The organism is Kocuria subflava, from assembly GCF_012163155.1.
In the GTDB taxonomy this organism is placed as follows: Bacteria; Actinomycetota; Actinomycetes; order Actinomycetales; family Micrococcaceae; genus Kocuria; species Kocuria subflava.
The window spans coordinates 73,105-89,627 of the sequence record NZ_JAAVUN010000007.1 but is presented as its reverse complement, the minus strand read 5'-3'; the positions used below and the strand labels follow the sequence as shown (position 1 = coordinate 89,627).

Here is a 16,523-nt window from a genome sequence, read left to right as displayed (position 1 = left end):
GAGGACTCAACTGGCGCGGCGCAGCCCCGCCCCGATGGCAGAGAGCCACACGGTGCTGGTGGTCTGGACCAAGCGGTTCTCACCGGGGGCAACGTGCCAGGAACGCCACAGAATTTCGTCGTCGTCGTTGAAGCCGAACACGCACAAACCCGCACCTGCGGTACCGGCCGCATCCACCTGGTGAGAGGTGAAGCCTGCCGAAGCGTTGCAGGCATGCTCCACCTTCTGACGCTGGCGGGCGAAACCGCGGGGGGAGTGTTGGGTCACGGTGCAATGCGCCTGATAGAGCAAGCTTCCGCTGAGGGGGTCGTCCTGGCGCTGGGTGACGGGCAGGTGGGCTGTGTCAAGGCCGGGGACGGTGAAGGTCTCCATCCACTGATGCTCGTCCACGGTGATGATGACCTGGTGCCCGGTGCCCACCAACCGCAGTTCCACGGTGACTTCTGCGGCCGCACCGGGGCCTCCCGTGGGCATGACCACAACCGTGGAGGCCAGAGCGGGACCCAGATCCACCCGGGGGCCAAAGCTCAAGGCTTCCGAATAGGCCGGGGTGTGTGCTGCCGGAACAGGCGTGGGTAGTGTGCGGTCCAAGTGGTGCGTCACCGGGGAAGGGGTGTTCAAAGGTCAAGCTCCTCTCACCATGCACGGGGCTGCGGGGGGACAGCCAGGCGATCACCGCCGCGCACGATTTTTTTGCAAATTACGTGCGCTCGGTGCTGCCTGCAAGCAAGTTGCCTGATGATTCACGGCACACATGGCAGTGAACAGGGCATTGGCGCAGGTGATCCGTGAGGTGAGCGTTGCACAACGATTGCACAACGATTGCGCAACGGCGCCTGCGTAACGCCGCAGGTACAAGAGGGGTACACCCGTGGAGGTGGGGAAACTCCGCGGGGGTCAGGCGATGGCTGCAGCCACCACAATTCCCACGGCCAGGTGAGTTGCCGCGGTGACCCACACAGCCGGGTGCATCTTGTGATCGTTGTCCACAATCAGTTCGCCCAGCTTGCCCGGCGCCAGAAGGTCCATGAGGAAAAACGACACCGCCATGAGCAACAGACCGATCAACCCGTAGATCAAGGTGGTCACCAGACCCAGCCACAACACGGAGGCAGAGGCCAGGATGGCTGCCCGCACAATTAGGGCCATGGCCAGGATGGAGGCTCCCAGGACCAGGACGGCGCCGTGGTTGCGTTCGGCCCAGATCACGTGGTGCAGCTTGCCCGGGGTCAGCAGATCGATCACCCAGTAGCCGGCAGCCAGCAGGACCAACCCCACCAGCCCATAGGCGGCGGCACCGGCTGCGGAATACAGCAGAGTGCTCAGAACAACTGAATCCATGGTGTCTCCAACCAATCGTGAACGGTGCCATGCGGACTGCGGGCACTGTCAGTATGCGTGGTGGCGGCCCGCGCTGCCGCCATTGTGCGATGAGGCTTGTGGTGGTGTGCCGTGCTCAGGGCACGTTGTGGCCGCGGGCCGAATTCAGCAGCGCGTACCAGTGCTCGTGCGTCAGCTTGTCCACGACGTCCAGTGCTTGTGCGCAGGCCACGATCCGCTCCGGGTTGCTGGTACCGATCACAGGCCGGATGCGTTGCGGAAGGCGCATGATCCACGCCAGGGCCACCGCCTCCGCAGAAGTGCCGATCTCTGCGGCAATGGCGGCGGTCAACTCAGCAGTGGCCGGGTCAGTGCTGTCCTGCGGGCTGCGAGTGTACCGGCCCTGGTCCAGTGCTCCCCAAGCCTGGACCTGGATCCCTACGGCGGCACAGTTCTCCAACAGAGATTCGTCGAAGTCCACTCCTGAGCCTTCCGGGTGGTCCCACAGGATCTGGCGCTCCACAAAGTCCCGGTGACCCAGGCTGAGCTGAACCTGAACGGCTTCCAGCGGGTGGCGGAGGTGGCTTTGAAGACCCCGGATCCGGTGCCAGGACACATTGGAGATGCCCAAAGCCGCGGTCAGGCCGTCATCCACCAGCTGATCCAGAACAGCTGCCACCTGGGTGGGATCAGCCAGGGGATCCCACCGGTGAATCAGGAACCGATCCACCGACTCAACGCCCAGTCGCGTCAAGGATCCTTCCAACCCGCCGCGCAGCGTGTGTTCATCCAGGCGGTAGTGCATGGGGGCGTCATCTGCCGCCGTGTTCCCGGGGATCCGGATGCCGGCCTTGGTCTGCAACGTGACGCTTTCGCGCCGGCCGGCGCGCTCGGCCAGCCACTGACCCACCACGGACTCCGACTTGCCGGCGGTGTAGATGTCCGCCAGGTCGATCTCCGTCAGACCCGCAGCCGCGGCAGCATCCAGGGCACGGAACCCGGTGGCGACGTCGTCGTCAGTCAGGGCCGAAAGGTCCCAGGACCCGCCCAAGGCCATGGCACCGTAGATCAAGCGGGAGGAACTACGGCTGGGCTCGTGGGCTGTGCTTGCGGAGTCGGGGAGAATGGGGGAGACATCTGACGGTGCGCTCATTGGGCAATTATGTCCGAGGCCGCCGACAACCCCAGAGCCCACCACCGCAGGAGGAATCTGCATGCTCGCATTCATGCGCCACGGCGAAACCGACTGGAACCGGGCCCAGAGGCTGCAGGGCGGGTCCGACATCCCGCTCAACAGCACGGGCCGGCAACAAGCGGTGGACGCGGCACACCTGATGCGTGACGAAGATCCGGGATGGGACCTGGTGGTCACCTCACCGCTGAGCCGGGCGCGGGAAACCGGGCGCATTGTGGCCCAGGAACTCGGCATTGAGCTTGGACCCATGTACCAGGGCCTGGTGGAGCGGTCCTTCGGGTCCAATGAAGGCGAGAGCATTGCGGAGATCTCCCCAGAGGGTTACCAGAAGCTGCTGGAGGTGGCCGAACCGGAAGATCAGGTGGTGGAGCGTGCATTGGAGGTCCTTCATGAGGTGCACGGCCAATTCCCGGAGCGCAACATCCTGCTGGTGGCCCACGGTGCGCTGATCCGCTTCACCGTGGCCCACCTGCAGAACACGGAACCCAAACGCGTGGCCAACGCGGAAGTGGTTCCTGTGGATCAGGACCTCCTGGCAGCCACGGCGTCCTGAACCCCAGCTCAGTTGCGGCCGGGAGTCCCTGCGCCGTGCTGCCCCTGTTTGGGGCCCTGCTTGTGCTCCGGGCCGCGGCCCTGGCTGTGACCGTGCTCCCGGCCAGGACTGTCCGGGCCTCCGGTGGAGGCAGGGGATTCTGCGGGGCGGGCCTTGCCGGGCGCGGTGCCGCTTCTGCCCGGGCGGGCCTGGGGATCAGACGGTTGATCCTGTGCGGCGTAAGCCGTGGGCAGCGGCATGCCACGCTGTTGCATCAGCTGGCGCAGCTGCCACGGGTAATCGGTGATCAGGCCGTCCACACCCCAGTCCATCAGCCTGGCCATGTCCGCCGGGTCATTCACGGTCCACGGCGCCACTTTCAGACCCAGATCATGTGCCTGAGCAATGTTGGCCTGCGTCAGCACTACGTGCTGAGGTGACCAGACGTCGTACCCACGGTCAGCCACCTCTTGTGGTGTGAGACCTGCGCCCCCGGGGTTCTCTGCCTCGGCAAGAGCCACCAGCTCCAACTCCGGGGCCACGGGTGCGGTACGGTCCAGTGCTGCCCAGTCGAAGGACTGCAACTGGGTGCGCTCAGGCCAACCGTTGGTGTAGATCTGCTCCAGAACGGCATCCACCAAGGCATCACGTTCAGCGGCGTTGGAGGGGTCCTCCACCTTGGTCTCGATGTTGAACCCCACACCATCCGCACGGTGATCGCGCACCAGCTCAAAGAGCTGCTCCAGAGTGGCAATCCTGTTGCGCTCCACCACCATTTGCTGCGGATAGCCGGGCAGCTGTTGGTAACCGCAGTCCAAGGTCTGGATCTGCGCGTAGGTCAGGTCCCGGACGCGGTCTCCCACGTACGGGAAGTCGGGGTCATTGGGGGTTGCCGGGGCGGTGTCCTGGCACTTTGCGGTCTCGATGGTGTGGTCATGCCACACCAGGACCACACCGTCTTGTGTCAGGTGAGTGTCCAGTTCCAAGGTGGTCACCCCGAGTTCCAGGGAACGGGCAAAGGCGTAGAGGGAACTTTCCGTCCACTGCCCGCGCCCGCCCCGGTGGGACTGGAGGTCGAATGGTGGCTGTGCTGGGGGTTTCTCCACAGCACAAGGGAATCCCAAGATGTGTCCCTTCGCAACGGCGCGTGGACGGCTAGTGTGAGTGAGGTACCCAACGTCCGCGGCGGCTCCACCAGCGCGGCGCGTGACCTCACCATCCCTCACAAAGGCGTGATCGAGTAGTGACACAGGACAAGTACCGTGCAGAGGTAGATGACCACACGGGGGCGATTCCCGTGGTGGCTCAGGCTCCGCAGTTCGCAGGCGACAACGCGTGGATGCGGGCCTACTACGCGGGTGTTTCCCCGGAGGATCTGGCCTCCCGGCCCAGCGAATCCCTGACCGAGCGGGCCAACAAGCACCGCCGGGTGGCACAGACCCGTGCTCCCGGGCAGACCTTGATCCACGTGGACCGGGAGGCTCAGCGTGCCGTCCTGTACGTGGTCACGGAGGACGTTCCCTACGTGGTCTCTACCATCAACACCCAGATCGCCCAGAAGTGGGGCGGCGCTCGCCTGGTGGTTCACCCGATCCTGCAGGTCACCCGGGATGAGGACGGTGGCTTGGGTTCGGTCATGGAGGTCCCCAATTTTGCGGCTCATTCCAGCGGGGACACTCAGACCATCCCTGCCATCGGTGGCCTGGGGGAGCGGGCCGCCATGGAGTCCTGGGTGCAGGTGGTCCTGACCCGGGAACTGGACGACGACGCCGCAGCCCAACTCATCAGCGAACTGCACCCTGTGCTTGCCGATGTGGCTGTGATCGCCAGGGACCATGAGGCCATGCGGGACTCCGTGCAGAACCTGGTGGTCTCCTTGGACGGACTGGCCCGGCGGGATGAGCAGGACGGGCTGCACCTGGGGGACGTGGCTGCCGCCCAGGACTTCCTGCGGTGGATGCTGGACGGAAACTTTGTGCTCATGGGCATCAAGGAGTACGACCTCAACGGCCCTGATGAACAGCTGTACCTGGAATCCCGTCCGGACACGGGCTTGGGGCTGTTGAGCGAATCCGGGCGCAATCCGTACCGGCGTCAACTCACCCAGCAGGCACAGGAACACGCCAAGGACGCGGAAACCCTGTTTGTCACCAAGGCCAACACCCGCTCGGAACTGCACCGCAGTGAGTTCCTGGACTACATCGGCATCCGCCGGTTCAACGCGAACGGCCAGGTGGACGGCGAACACCTGATCATTGGGTTGTTCGCCCGCAAGGCCTATGCCACCCCGGCCCGTGAAACTCCTTGGGTCAAGGACAAGATCCAGGCGGTGGCCACCCAGTTCGGTTTCCGTGAGGACTCCCATTCGGCTCGGGACCTGCTGAGCATCATGGAGGAGTACCCCCGGGACGAACTGCTGCACATGTCCGTGGACGAGCTTGCCGAGGTGGCGCGCGGTGTCCTGGGCCTGGATGAGCGGCGCGTGACCAAGATCTTTGTCCGCCCGGACCTGTTCGGACGGTTCGTCTCCGCCGTCGTTTATCTGCCCAGGGACCGGTACAACACCTCCGTGCGGCAGCGGATCTCCGATGTCCTCACGGACACCTACGGTGCCACGGACGTGGACTTCCAGGTGCGCCTGTCCTCCTCCGCACTGGCCCGGGTGTTCTTCCGGCTACGCCTGCCCGGGGACACCCCACCCCCGGTCAACATGGCAGAGTTGGAATCACGGGTGCGCTCCGCCGTGCGTTCCTGGCCGGATGCCTTGGTGCGTGCCATCGGGGCGGAGTTCTCCGGTGAGCAGGCCCGCGAGTACGCCTACAACTGGGCTGAAGCCTTCCCCCCGGCGTACCGGGCGGATTACGAGATTGATGAAGCCGTGGCCGATCTCCAGCGCTGCGAGATGCTCTCCGGCCAGGAACCGGAACAAGCCGCTGAGGTGCGCGTGGCCACGGTCTCTGACGGGGAGCAGGACCAGGTGCGCCTGAACGTGTACCTGACCCGCCGGTTGACCCTGACGGAAATGCTGCCCATGGAGCAGAACCTGGGCATGACCGTGGTGGATCAGAAGCCTTACGAGATCACCCCCGCTGATGGTCGCGAGTTCCAGCTCTACGACTTCGGTGTGGAGCTGCCGGCAGGCGTGGACCCGGTGGGGCCGCCTGAGGCCCGGACCGAGGACCTGATTGAGGAAGTCCTGTGCGCTGTGCTCTCCGGGCAGTCGGAATCGGATGCCCTGGACCGCCTGGTGCTGGTGGAACGCCTGCACTGGCGCACCATTGCCGTGCTGCGGGCCTACGTGAAGTACCTCCTGCAACTGGGGGTCCCGCACTCCTTCGAGTTCATGGCAGCCACGTTGCTGAGCTACCCGGGGGTCACCCGGGCCGTGGTGGAGCTGTTTGAAACCTCCTTCGACCCGGACCGGTTCCTGACTCACGACGGCGCCGCTGATGATCAGGCGCGTCAACAGGCTCGGAAGGAGGCCCGGGAGGCGGTTTCAGCAGCCCTGGAGGAAGTGCCCACCCTGGATGCGGACCGTTTCCTGCGGACGCTGGTGGAGGTGGTGGATGCCACGCTGCGCACCAACGCCTATCAGACGGACCGGCCCACCATTGCCCTCAAGCTCAACCCCCAGCGCATCTCGGCTGCCCCGCTTCCGCGGCCGCAGTTCGAAATCTGGGTCTGGTCCCCGCGGGTGGAAGGCACTCACCTGCGCTTTGGTCCGGTCTCCCGCGGTGGCCTGCGGTGGTCGGACCGCCGCGAGGACTTCCGCACGGAGGTCCTGGGCCTGGTCAAGGCGCAGATGGTCAAGAACGCGGTGATCATCCCCAACGGTGCCAAGGGCTGCTTCTTCCCCAAGCAGTTGCCGGATCCCTCCGTGGATCGCGGGGCGTGGGCTGCTGAAGGCGAGGAAGCCTACAAGGAATTCGTGGGCGCGCTGCTGGATGTCACGGACAATCTGGAGATCGCTGCCGGATCCTCTGGCAACGACGACGCCGGTGGGGCCGGTGACCGCACCGTCCCACCTGCTCGCACGGTCCGGAAGGACGGGGACGACTCCTATCTGGTGGTGGCAGCGGACAAGGGCACGGCCCGGTTCTCCGACACCGCCAATGCCATCAGCCTGGACCGTGGATTCTGGCTGGGGGATGCCTTTGCCTCCGGTGGCTCTGTTGGTTACGACCACAAGGCCATGGGCATCACCGCACGCGGCGCCTGGGAGTCCGTCAAACGGCACTTCTTTGAGCTCGGTCATGACACCCAGACCCAGGACTTCACCGTGGTAGGTGTGGGAGACATGTCCGGGGACGTGTTCGGCAACGGGATGCTGCTGTCCGAACACATCAAAGTGGTGGCGGCCTTTGACCACCGGGACATCTTCCTGGATCCCAACCCGGATCCTGCAGTGTCCTACGCAGAACGCGAACGCTTGTTCGGTTTGACACGTTCCTCCTGGCAGGACTACGACTCCGCCAAGATTTCCGCCGGCGGTGGCGTGTTCTCCCGCGAGGCCAAGTCCGTGCCGGTTTCGGAAGAAGTCCGCGCACTGCTGGAACTTCCGGAGTCCACCACGCAGCTGTCTCCGATTGAGCTGATGCGGGCCATCCTCCAGGCACCTGCGGACCTGTTCTACAACGGCGGTATCGGCACCTATATCAAGGGCTCCACGGAGACCCACGCGGAGGTCGGAGACAAAGCCAATGACGCCATCCGCGTGGACGGCCAGGAATTGCGGGTCAAGGTGGTGGGCGAAGGCGGCAACCTTGGCGTCACCCAGCTGGGCCGGATCGAGACTGCACGCAACGGGGTGCTGATCAACACGGATGCCATCGACAACTCCGGTGGCGTGGAGTCTTCCGACCGTGAGGTCAACATCAAGATTCTGGTGGACCGGATGGTCACCGCCGGGCGACTCAAGGCCGAGGCCCGCGCGGAGTTCATCGAATCCATGACGGATGACGTGGCGGACCTGGTGCTGCGCACCAACGTGGCACAGAACGTCACGTTGACCGTGGACCGGTGGAAGGCCGCAGACTACATGGTCACCTATGAGCGCCTCATGGACTGGCTGGAGGAGGCGGCGGATCTGGACCGCGCCATCGAGTTCTTGCCGGACACGGAACCCATGGAGGAACGGATTGCCGCCGGGGAAACCATGACCTCCCCGGAGCTGTCCGTGCTGATGGCTTACGCCAAGATCCAGCTCTCGGAAGCTCTGATCGATTCTGATCTGGCCGAGGACCCCTGGACCTCAACGGTAGTGGAGACCTACTTCCCGGCACCGGTTCTGGAACGCTTTGGGGAGGATCTTCAGACCCACCCTCTGCGGCGCCAGATCCTGTGCACCATGGTGGCCAATCACATGATCAACGTGGGTGGGGCCTCCTTCGCCTTCCGGGCGATGGACGAGACCTCCTGCACACCGGCTGATCTTGCCAAGGCGTTCTTGGCCACGGTGGCGATTTTCGACGTCGACCCCTACCTGGACCAGGTGGCACACCTTTCGGCGGAGATTCCCACCGAACTGTGGGTGCGGATGCTGCAGGATCAACGCCGCCTGGTGGACCGCTCCGTGCGGTGGCTCATCAGCCGGGACGAGACCTCTCACCCCATTACGGATGTCATCCAGCGCTACGAGCCCATTGCTGCCCTGCGCAGCAGCGACACCGTGCTGTTGGGCCATGAATCCGCATCCCGGGATGATGAGTTGTTGGCGATCGCCACACGGCAGGGTGTGCCTGAGGGGTTGGCCCGCGAGTGGTCCTGGATGCTGGACTCCTACCCGCTGCTGGACGTGGTGCGACTGGGCACCCAGGCTGGTGAGGACCTGGAAGTTGTGGGCCGGGTCTACTTCCTGCTCTACGACCGCTTCAACATTGAGTCCCTGCTCAAGCGGATCGGTGAACTTCCACAGAACACCCGGTGGGAGGCACTGGCCCGGATCTCCATGCGGGAGGACGTCTACTCCACCCTGGTGGCCATGGCCGCACAGGCGCTGCGTGTGGACGGGCAGAGCCCGGAGGACCGTGTGGAGGCCTGGGAATCCGTCAGCGAGGCCCAACTGGCGCGACTGCGCTCCACCTTGGAGGACATTGCCGCCAGCAACACCGGGGACCCCGCCGGTGATCTGGCTGCCCTGTCCGTGGCACTGCGCACCATGAGGGCCGCGGTTCAGGACTGAAAGAACGGCTCAGGGCGGGGTGCACGACCATCAGTGCTCGTGCACCCCGCCACTGGCCGTGCGTTGAGCCGTTGCGCTCAGTCCGCTGAACACACGTTGGCGTAGCGGGTGGCTGCCAGTTCATTGATCTGGGAGACGTAGTTCTCCGTCTCCTGGAAGTTGGGGATCCCGCCCTCTTCCAGGACCACGGTGGGCCCGGCGTTGTAGGAGGCCAGTACCAGGTCCAGTTCTTCTTGTTCATTGGCAGGTTCCAGCCCGGCCATCATGTTTCGAAGATCCCGCAGGTAGTAACCCTGTGCCTGGATGGAGGCCTCCGGGTCCGCAATGTCACCCTGACCGTAGATGCCCCACGTCTCCGGCATGAACTGCGCCAGACCACGGGCCCCCACGGGGCTCTCGGCATCAGGATTCCAGTTGCTCTCCGTCTGGATCTGAGCGGCCACCACGGACGGGGAGAAACCGGAGACTTCAGCGGCAGCCACGACGTCGTCGGCCCACTGTTCCGGTATCACACCGTTTCGGTCGGCGCAGGTGGGGGACATGTTCTGGGCCACCGCGCCAATGGCGCCCACCGTCAGCAGTCCCACCGCGGTGAGCGCGATCCAGTTGTCCTTGAGGGTCTGGGTGCCCAGCTGGCCCGAGGCAGCGCCCTTGGCCGCTGGCGAGCGCTTGGTGCCGCCACGACGGGCCGAGGACTTCTTGGACCCCTGGGGCCCCGCAGGCTTGCGGCCCTTGGAGTTCTGGGGTTTTTTGGCTGAGGATGCAGACATCCCGGTCAGCGTAGGCCATGAAGCTGGCCGGAACTGACCGGGATGATCTACTTTTCGCTGGGTGAACGGCCTCAGGTGGCGTCGTCGTCAAGCTTCTGCCGGTGTTCGTACGGGGCTGAACCGCGCACACCCAGGGTGCGGCTGGTGATCCGCACACCGTCCTGGTTGGCCTGGACAATCGGGATCTGGCCGGTCTTGACCCTGGCGGTCTGCAGCTCAACGGTCTCCACCTGCTCACCGTCAATGCTGGTGGTGGCGGTGGTCACCGAATCCACCAGCACCTGGCTGGCCAGCTGGTGACGCAGCACCAGAGGATCGCTGCTCACGTCCTTGTAGATGGCCACGCACAACAGCAACATCACGACGACGAACGGCACGGCGGCCACAATCGTGATGTTCCGCAACCCTCTCAAGGCCTCACTGGGGTCCGATCCGCCGGCCAGCAGCATGGCTGCCGCAACAGCACCGGTGGCCACACCCCAGAAGATCACGGAGCCCTTGGACGGCTCCACGGCACCGTTCTCAGAAATGCCGCCCATCACGATGGAGGCGGAGTCCGCACCGGTGATGAAGAAGATCGCCACCAGCAGCACGGCCAGCACCATCAGGATGATGGTCACGATCTGCGGTACGGGAAGGGCATTCAGGAGGTCAAAGAGCACCAGGTCAAAGTTCAGGTCCGGACCTTCTGCGGTCTGCTGAACCAGCATGGCCCCGGTGTCCCCGGCACGCTCGGCACGCTCCTGCAGGCCGATGGCACCGCCACCAAAGATGGCGAACCACAACAGAGACACCACGGAGGGCACAAACATCACACCGGCAATGAACTGGCGGACGGTGCGCCCGCGGGAGATCCGGGCGATGAACATGCCCACAAAGGGCGTCCAGGAGATCCACCAGGCCCAGTAGAATATGGTCCAGGAGGACAGCCACGTGGCCACGGCTTCATCGCCAACCGCAGAGGTGCGGGAAGCCATGCCCGGCAGCTCGGAGATGAAGTTGCCGATGGCCGACGGGACGATGTTCAGGATGAACAGCGTGGGGCCACCGATGAACACGATCAGGGCCAGGAGCAGGGCCAGGACCATGTTGATGTTGGACAGCCACTGAATGCCGCGGGCCACACCAGAGACGGCGGAGGCCACAAAGCCTGCGGTGAGGATGGCGATGATGCCCACCAGGATGGGCGAGGTCATCTGCTCGAACATGCCGGTTGCCTGCAGACCGCCACCGATCTGCAACGCGCCCAGACCCAGTGAACAGGCCGAACCGAACAGGGTGGCCGCAATGGCCAGGATGTTGATGATCCTCCCGCCAACACCGTTGACGGCCTTGTAACCGAACAGCGAGGTGAACATGGAGGAGAACAACTGCGAACGGCCCAGGCGGAACGTGCCGTAGGCCATGCCCAGACCCACCAGTGCGTACATGGCCCACGGGTACAGCGTCCAGTGGAACAAGGTGGTGCCCATGGCGGTGGCAGCTGCCTCTACAGATTGGGCGTCCACCGTGCCTGGCGGGGGTGACATGTAGAACCACAGGGGCTCACCCACGCCGTAGAACATCAGGCCGATGCCCATGCCGGTGGCAAACATCATGGCGATCCAGGAACTGGTGCGGAACTCGGGTGCCTCACCATCGCGGCCCAACGGGATCCGACCGAACCGGGAGAGCGCCACGAACACCACAAAGGCCACAAACACGGAGGCAGCCACCACAAACAGCCAACCGAAGTTCTCCATGGTCCAGGCCAGTGCCTGCGAGGAAATCTCACCAAGGCTATGGGGGCTGATGAACCCCCAGGACACAAAGGCGATGGCCAAGGCGCCGGCCACAAAAAAGACCACCTTGTCCAGACCCTGACGGGTTTCCGGCTCGGGGCGCGTCAAGGACTCTTTGAGGCGCGAGAGCAGGCGCTGCTGACGCTCCTGCGTGGTCTCCGGGGAGGCATTGAACACGGAATCCGAGTCCGATGACGGGGAGGGTGGGGCAGAGTTGGTGCTGCTCACGGGATCTCCTCACGGGGCTGGCGCTGCTGGGACAGGATGAGGTCCTTGGTGCGGAAAGTAGAACCTAGCAAAGTGTTGCATGTCACACCTCAATGCGGGAGACACAATGCAGCACAAAGGCTTGAACGAAGGTGAGTATGAACGCGCGTGCAGTGGTGGTCGGATCGGGCCCCAACGGGTTGACCGCTGCCTGCGTCCTGGCGCGGGCCGGGATGGATGTCACGGTGGCGGAAGCGCAGCCCACCGTAGGTGGTGCGGCCCGGTCCGCTGATGTGTTGGGGCCTGGCACCACCGTGGATCTGGGGGCGGCATGTCACCCGTTCGGGGCGGCCTCGCCCGCTTTTGCAGCGCTGGGACTCCAGGAGAAGGGCCTTGAATGGCTCACGCCGGAGGTTGCTGCCGCTCACCCGCTGGAGGGTCAGGCGCCGGGGCTGCTCTTGCAGGGCTTGGACAACACCACCGAGGGTCTGCGCCATGCCACCCACAACGACGCCGCAGCCTGGCGGGCCCTGCACAACGGTCCTCTGAACCATCTTCCCCAGATCTTGAGCGGCGCGTTGGGGCCGCTGTTGCAGTGGCCAGATCACCCAGCGGCCATGGCTGGATTCGGCCTGCGTGCACCCTGGCCAGCCTCCATGCTGGCACGTTTGTTCTCCACCGAGCAGGCCAAAGGGTTGCTGGCAGGATCCGCAGCCCACGCAAGTTTTCCCATGTCAGCACCTCTGACCGGTGCATTCGCCGTGCTGTTCAACCTGCTGGGCATGTCCAATGGGTGGCCGGTTGCCAAGGGCGGCACCCAGGCGATCGTGGAGGCATTGGTGGCCGATCTGACGGCGCACGGCGGACGGATTGAAACGGGGCGACTGGTCACAGATACGCGCGAACTGGGGGAACCCGAAGTCTTGATGCTGGACCTCACCCCGCGTCAGGTGTTGCGCATGCGTGGGTTGAAACTGCCCGCCCGGTACCGGAAGTCGTTGAGCCGCTGGAGTTACGGAACGGCGGTGCACAAGGTGGATCTTCTGCTGGATGGCCCCGTGCCCTGGTACGACTCCCGGATAACTCAGGCCGGAACCGTTCACGTGGGTGGCACCTTGAAGGAGATCAATCAGGCAGCACGCCTGGCTGCACGGGGGACCATGCCGGAACGTCCGTTTGTAATCGCGGCGCAACCCACCGCCGTCGACCCCTCCAGGGCACCGGAAGGACGCCACATTCTGTGGGCCTACGCCCAGATACCCCACGGGTATCGCGGCCCGGAGAGCAAACCAAATCTTGCGGGGGACCGGCTGGTCCAACAGATCGAACGGTTTGCACCGGGGCTGCGGGAGCGAATCCTGCACCGCGTGGACCACAGTCCCCGGGACTTGGAAGCCATGAACCCCAATCTGGTGGGTGGGAGCATTGGTGGAGGTGCGCTGAGCGGTTTGCAGCAGGTGTTCCGGCCGGCACCTCGACTCAATCCGTACCGCACAGGAGCGCCCGGCGTGTACCTGTGCTCATCCTCCACACCACCCGGCGGGGGAGTGCACGGGATGGGTGGCTACAACGCGGCCACCACAGCACTGCGCGATCTGACGTGACGTCAGAACACGCTTTCGACCAGAACGCTGGCGATTCTGCGGCTCAAAGCGTGTTGCAAACGATGCAAAGATGAACCCATGACTGCTGAAATCATCGCCACCATGGTCACCGTCATGCTGATTGTGGTGGGCACCATCGGAATCATCGTGCCGGTCCTGCCAGGCTCCATCACCATTCTGATCGGGCTGATCATCTGGGCCGTGGTGGTGCAGGCAGTTGAAGGCTGGATCGCCCTGGCACTGGGTGGAATGTTGGTGATAGCGGGTATGTCCGCCTCATGGATCCTCACCGGCAACCGCCTCAAACAACGCCAGATCCCCAACCGATCACTGCTGTTCGGAGTGATCGGTGCGATCGTGGGTGTGTTCGTGATCCCGGTGGTGGGCTTGTTCGTGGGCTTCATCGTGGGCCTGCTGGCCTCCGAGACCTACCGCCAGAAGAACCTGCCGGCAGCACTTGAATCCTCCTGGGTGGCTGCCAAGGCCATGGGCATCGGGATCCTGGTGGAACTGACCTGCGCGCTCGCGGCAGCCTCCACCTTCGTGGTCTGCGCGGTCTCCCTGCTGGTCCGCACCGCCTGAGCCCGCCGAATCACACCCGCGAGATCATGGCGCAGGTACGTTTTCAGCCTGGAATACGTACGTGCCCCATGATTTCACCGGAGCGGTGGGCTGCCGCCGGAACCTCAGAGCCAGGGCAGTGGGACGGCGACGGCGGTCCCACCTTCCGGGACGCCCTCAGCCGGAATGACCAACAGCACGTTGGCCTGGGAGAAACCGCGCATCATGTTGGCTCCCGCATAAGCCAACGGGGCCGCCGAAGGCGCTGAGGAACGCGCCCACGGGTGTGCATCTGAGACCAGCGTGGCAGCCAGACCCGGCAGCAGGCGGACCGACTTGAAGGCGTCCACCTCCCGGGTCAAGGAGACCTCCACCGTGGGTGGCAAGCCGGCGCCGCCGAATGCCGCCAGCAGGGGAGCGCCCAGCAGCATCAAGGCGGACATGGCCGCCAGGGGGTTGCCGGGCAGGCCGAGCACAAACGGGCCGTCGTCGGGCATCCGGGCCAGCAGCGCAGGGTGCCCAGGGCGCAGAGCCAACTCGTCCACAATCAGGTGCGCCCCGGAATCAGCCAGAGCGGTGCGCAGATGATCCGCGGAAGAACCCCCGGTCCCGCCTGTGGTGATGATCAGTTGAGCGCGGGAATCCAGGACGGATTCGGCACCTGTCTCCGCCACGGTCAGACGTTCGGTTAAGACCTCCAGGTCATCACCTAGCCGGTGCACGGCATCCACCTGCCCACCCAGCATGTGCACGAACTGTGGCAGCTGCGGACCAAAGGCGTCACGGACTCGTCCGGGCTCCGGTAGTCCCGCCTCATCAACCTCGTCCCCGGTCAGCAGCAGGGTCACCCGGGGGCGCCTACGTACCGGCAACATGTCCTGACCCGTCACGGCCGCAAAAGCAATGTGAGCTGGATTCAACCGAGCACCTGCGGTGAGCAGAACATCTCCCACGGAGGCCTCCTCCCCGGCGGGGCGGATGTGGTCTCCGGGACGGGGCGCACCGGGGGCGGCGTCGTGGTTGAGGACCAACTGGCCGTCCTGTTCCGTACCCCATTCCGAGCGCAGCACCGCGGTGGCGCCCTCTGGCACCAGGCCACCGGTGACAATGGCGGTGGCCTGGTTGAGGCCCAGAGACTTGACCCGCTCCACGGGCTCATGGCCGGTGAGGGCCCAGGTCAGTCGAGGGTCGTCCTCTTCCGGGGTGGGGACCACGACTTCCCACGGCCCGGAGCCGTTGACGGCCCAACCGTCCATGGCAGATGACGAATAGTGGGGCAAGGGCGTCTGTGCGGTGACGTCCTGCGCCAGGGTTTCGCCCAGGGTTTCGTTCAACGGCAACCACTGCTCCGGCAGCGGTGCCGCTGCGGCGTGGGCGGCGGTGCGCGCCTGATCCCAGGTGGCGTGCGAGACCGTGGGTGGCAGGGCGGTGGCGTCAGTCATCGGTTCCAGGCTCCTTGTGGTCGGCATCCAGGATCAGCCTTGGGGTGGTCTCAGGCCGAACCTTTCGACATCGTCCCACGTGTCCACATCGTCCGTGGCCCCGGTGAGCGTCAGTTGCCTGTCCCACAGCGTTCCCACCAGTGAGCGCACGGAACGGTTCACGCTCGGCTGATCCGCCACGGTCTGCAGCAGGTGTGCTGTTCGGTAGATCGCGGCCAGTGGTTGCAGGCGACCGTCATCCACCACCACGATCCCGCGAGTGGAGTCATCCGAACCCTGGGCTGCAGACAGCAGCCCGCCGATGACATGGCTCACGCGGGGCATGTCGCAGGCCAGCAACAGGGTCCACGCCTGCTCACCGGGCAATGCCTCCAGTCCCGCCACAATGCCCGCGGCTGGGCCCGCAAACGGTGGGTCCTCGCGGGTCAAGCGCACCGGCATGCTCGGCAGATCAGTGGGACCCACCACCACGACGTCGTCCGCGGGAAGCCCCCGCTCCAACAAAGCGTTGACCGTGCCCTCCACCAGAGTGGGGGTTTCTGAATCAGTGCGGAACAAGGCCTTGGGGGTGCCTCCCAGACGGGAGGAGCGGCCACCGGCCAACACCACTGCTTGGGCCTGAGCGCCCAGGGGATGAGTGCTCATCCGCCGGCGAAGGGCGGCAACACGTCCAGGGTGGCGTTGCCGTGCACGGGTGATTGCGGCGTGGGGCAGGACTGGCCGTCCAACAGGAAGGAGCTGCGGGCCAGCACATCGGCCAGCGGCGGTTCCCCGGCCGGGGATTGCGGATGGAGGGAGATCAAATGATTCTCCACCGCACCACGGGTGGGATCCGCGTCCACCTGGGCCAGATCCACCTGCTCAGTGGCAACACCGGCCGCCGCCTTGGCCGCGGCAAAGTAGCGGACTGTCAACATGATTCGGTCCTCA

At 64.9% G+C, this 16,523-nt stretch carries 13 protein-coding genes; 4 read left to right on the top strand and 9 right to left on the bottom strand.

The window, feature by feature from the left end:
• Positions 1 to 6 precede the first annotated feature (6 nt).
• From GTW58_RS05340 to GTW58_RS05330, 3 genes are all read right to left on the bottom strand, one after another.
• Complete coding sequence (locus GTW58_RS05340) at positions 7 to 621, bottom strand: DUF2617 family protein (RefSeq protein WP_119932641.1); 615 nt, start codon at positions 619 to 621, stop codon at positions 7 to 9.
• A gap of 276 nt (positions 622 to 897) precedes the next feature.
• Positions 898 to 1,341, bottom strand: coding sequence for a DUF350 domain-containing protein (locus GTW58_RS05335; RefSeq protein WP_119932642.1), 444 nt, complete (start codon positions 1,339 to 1,341; stop codon positions 898 to 900).
• Positions 1,342 to 1,456: 115 nt separating this feature from the next.
• Positions 1,457 to 2,473: an aldo/keto reductase gene (locus GTW58_RS05330; protein ID WP_119932643.1), complete on the bottom strand. Its 1,017-nt coding sequence runs from the start codon at positions 2,471 to 2,473 to the stop codon at positions 1,457 to 1,459.
• Between the two features lie 61 nt (positions 2,474 to 2,534).
• Between GTW58_RS05330 and GTW58_RS05325 the strand changes: the two genes are divergently transcribed.
• Positions 2,535 to 3,068, top strand: a complete 534-nt coding sequence (locus tag GTW58_RS05325) for a histidine phosphatase family protein (protein ID WP_047692708.1) — start codon at positions 2,535 to 2,537, stop codon at positions 3,066 to 3,068.
• A gap of 8 nt (positions 3,069 to 3,076) precedes the next feature.
• Here the strand turns inward: GTW58_RS05325 and GTW58_RS05320 are convergent, their stop codons facing one another.
• Positions 3,077 to 4,153 (bottom strand): glycerophosphodiester phosphodiesterase family protein, encoded by a 1,077-nt coding sequence (locus tag GTW58_RS05320; RefSeq protein WP_232817995.1) that lies wholly within the window; start codon positions 4,151 to 4,153, stop codon positions 3,077 to 3,079.
• A 233-nt stretch (positions 4,154 to 4,386) separates the two neighbouring features.
• On the opposite strand from GTW58_RS05320, the gene GTW58_RS05315 reads away from it, so the two are divergent.
• Positions 4,387 to 9,228: an NAD-glutamate dehydrogenase gene (locus GTW58_RS05315; protein ID WP_119932689.1), complete on the top strand. Its 4,842-nt coding sequence runs from the start codon at positions 4,387 to 4,389 to the stop codon at positions 9,226 to 9,228.
• Positions 9,229 to 9,305: 77 nt separating this feature from the next.
• On the opposite strand, the gene GTW58_RS05310 is transcribed toward GTW58_RS05315, so the two are convergent.
• Both GTW58_RS05310 and GTW58_RS05305 read right to left on the bottom strand, forming a co-directional pair.
• Positions 9,306 to 9,998, bottom strand: a complete 693-nt coding sequence (locus GTW58_RS05310; protein WP_232817996.1) for a lytic transglycosylase domain-containing protein — start codon at positions 9,996 to 9,998, stop codon at positions 9,306 to 9,308.
• Positions 9,999 to 10,069: 71 nt separating this feature from the next.
• Positions 10,070 to 12,007: a BCCT family transporter gene (locus tag GTW58_RS05305; protein WP_119932644.1), complete on the bottom strand. Its 1,938-nt coding sequence runs from the start codon at positions 12,005 to 12,007 to the stop codon at positions 10,070 to 10,072.
• A 137-nt stretch (positions 12,008 to 12,144) separates the two neighbouring features.
• Here GTW58_RS05305 and GTW58_RS05300 point away from each other — a divergent pair, with 137 nt between their 5' ends.
• Together GTW58_RS05300 and GTW58_RS05295 are read left to right on the top strand one after the other, a co-directional pair.
• Complete coding sequence (locus tag GTW58_RS05300) at positions 12,145 to 13,590, top strand: phytoene desaturase family protein (RefSeq protein WP_119932645.1); 1,446 nt, start codon at positions 12,145 to 12,147, stop codon at positions 13,588 to 13,590.
• Positions 13,591 to 13,668: 78 nt separating this feature from the next.
• Complete coding sequence (locus tag GTW58_RS05295; protein ID WP_047692640.1) at positions 13,669 to 14,172, top strand: DUF456 domain-containing protein; 504 nt, start codon at positions 13,669 to 13,671, stop codon at positions 14,170 to 14,172.
• Between the two features lie 104 nt (positions 14,173 to 14,276).
• On the opposite strand, the gene GTW58_RS05290 is transcribed toward GTW58_RS05295, so the two are convergent.
• The 3 genes from GTW58_RS05290 to GTW58_RS05280 are packed head-to-tail and all read right to left on the bottom strand — an operon-like array spanning position 14,277 to position 16,510.
• Positions 14,277 to 15,593, bottom strand: coding sequence for a molybdopterin molybdotransferase MoeA (locus GTW58_RS05290; RefSeq protein WP_168023467.1), 1,317 nt, complete (start codon positions 15,591 to 15,593; stop codon positions 14,277 to 14,279).
• A gap of 33 nt (positions 15,594 to 15,626) precedes the next feature.
• On the bottom strand, positions 15,627 to 16,238 hold the full coding sequence (mobA, locus tag GTW58_RS05285) for a molybdenum cofactor guanylyltransferase (protein ID WP_119932647.1): 612 nt from the start codon (positions 16,236 to 16,238) through the stop codon (positions 15,627 to 15,629).
• The gene (locus GTW58_RS05280) at positions 16,235 to 16,510 is read right to left on the bottom strand and encodes a molybdopterin synthase (protein WP_047692678.1); all 276 of its coding nucleotides are present in this window, start codon (positions 16,508 to 16,510) and stop codon (positions 16,235 to 16,237) included. The genes mobA and GTW58_RS05280 overlap by 4 nt, the downstream gene beginning before the upstream one ends.
• Positions 16,511 to 16,523: the final 13 nt, after the last annotated feature.

Bases quoted from the DNA above. Each gene is read 5' to 3' on its own strand.
- GTW58_RS05335 (WP_119932642.1), bottom strand. From the start codon at position 1,341: ATGGATTCAGTTGTTCTGAGCACTCTGCTGTATTCCGCAGCCGGTGCC.
- GTW58_RS05330 (WP_119932643.1), bottom strand. From the start codon at position 2,473: ATGAGCGCACCGTCAGATGTCTCCCCCATTCTCCCCGACTCCGCAAGC.
- GTW58_RS05325 (WP_047692708.1), top strand. From the start codon at position 2,535: ATGCTCGCATTCATGCGCCACGGCGAAACCGACTGGAACCGGGCCCAG.
- GTW58_RS05315 (WP_119932689.1), top strand. From the start codon at position 4,387: ATGCGGGCCTACTACGCGGGTGTTTCCCCGGAGGATCTGGCCTCCCGG.
- GTW58_RS05310 (WP_232817996.1), bottom strand. From the start codon at position 9,998: ATGTCTGCATCCTCAGCCAAAAAACCCCAGAACTCCAAGGGCCGCAAG.
- GTW58_RS05300 (WP_119932645.1), top strand. From the start codon at position 12,145: ATGAACGCGCGTGCAGTGGTGGTCGGATCGGGCCCCAACGGGTTGACC.
- GTW58_RS05295 (WP_047692640.1), top strand. From the start codon at position 13,669: ATGACTGCTGAAATCATCGCCACCATGGTCACCGTCATGCTGATTGTG.
- GTW58_RS05290 (WP_168023467.1), bottom strand. From the start codon at position 15,593: ATGACTGACGCCACCGCCCTGCCACCCACGGTCTCGCACGCCACCTGG.
- mobA (WP_119932647.1), bottom strand. From the start codon at position 16,238: ATGAGCACTCATCCCCTGGGCGCTCAGGCCCAAGCAGTGGTGTTGGCC.
- GTW58_RS05280 (WP_047692678.1), bottom strand. From the start codon at position 16,510: ATGTTGACAGTCCGCTACTTTGCCGCGGCCAAGGCGGCGGCCGGTGTT.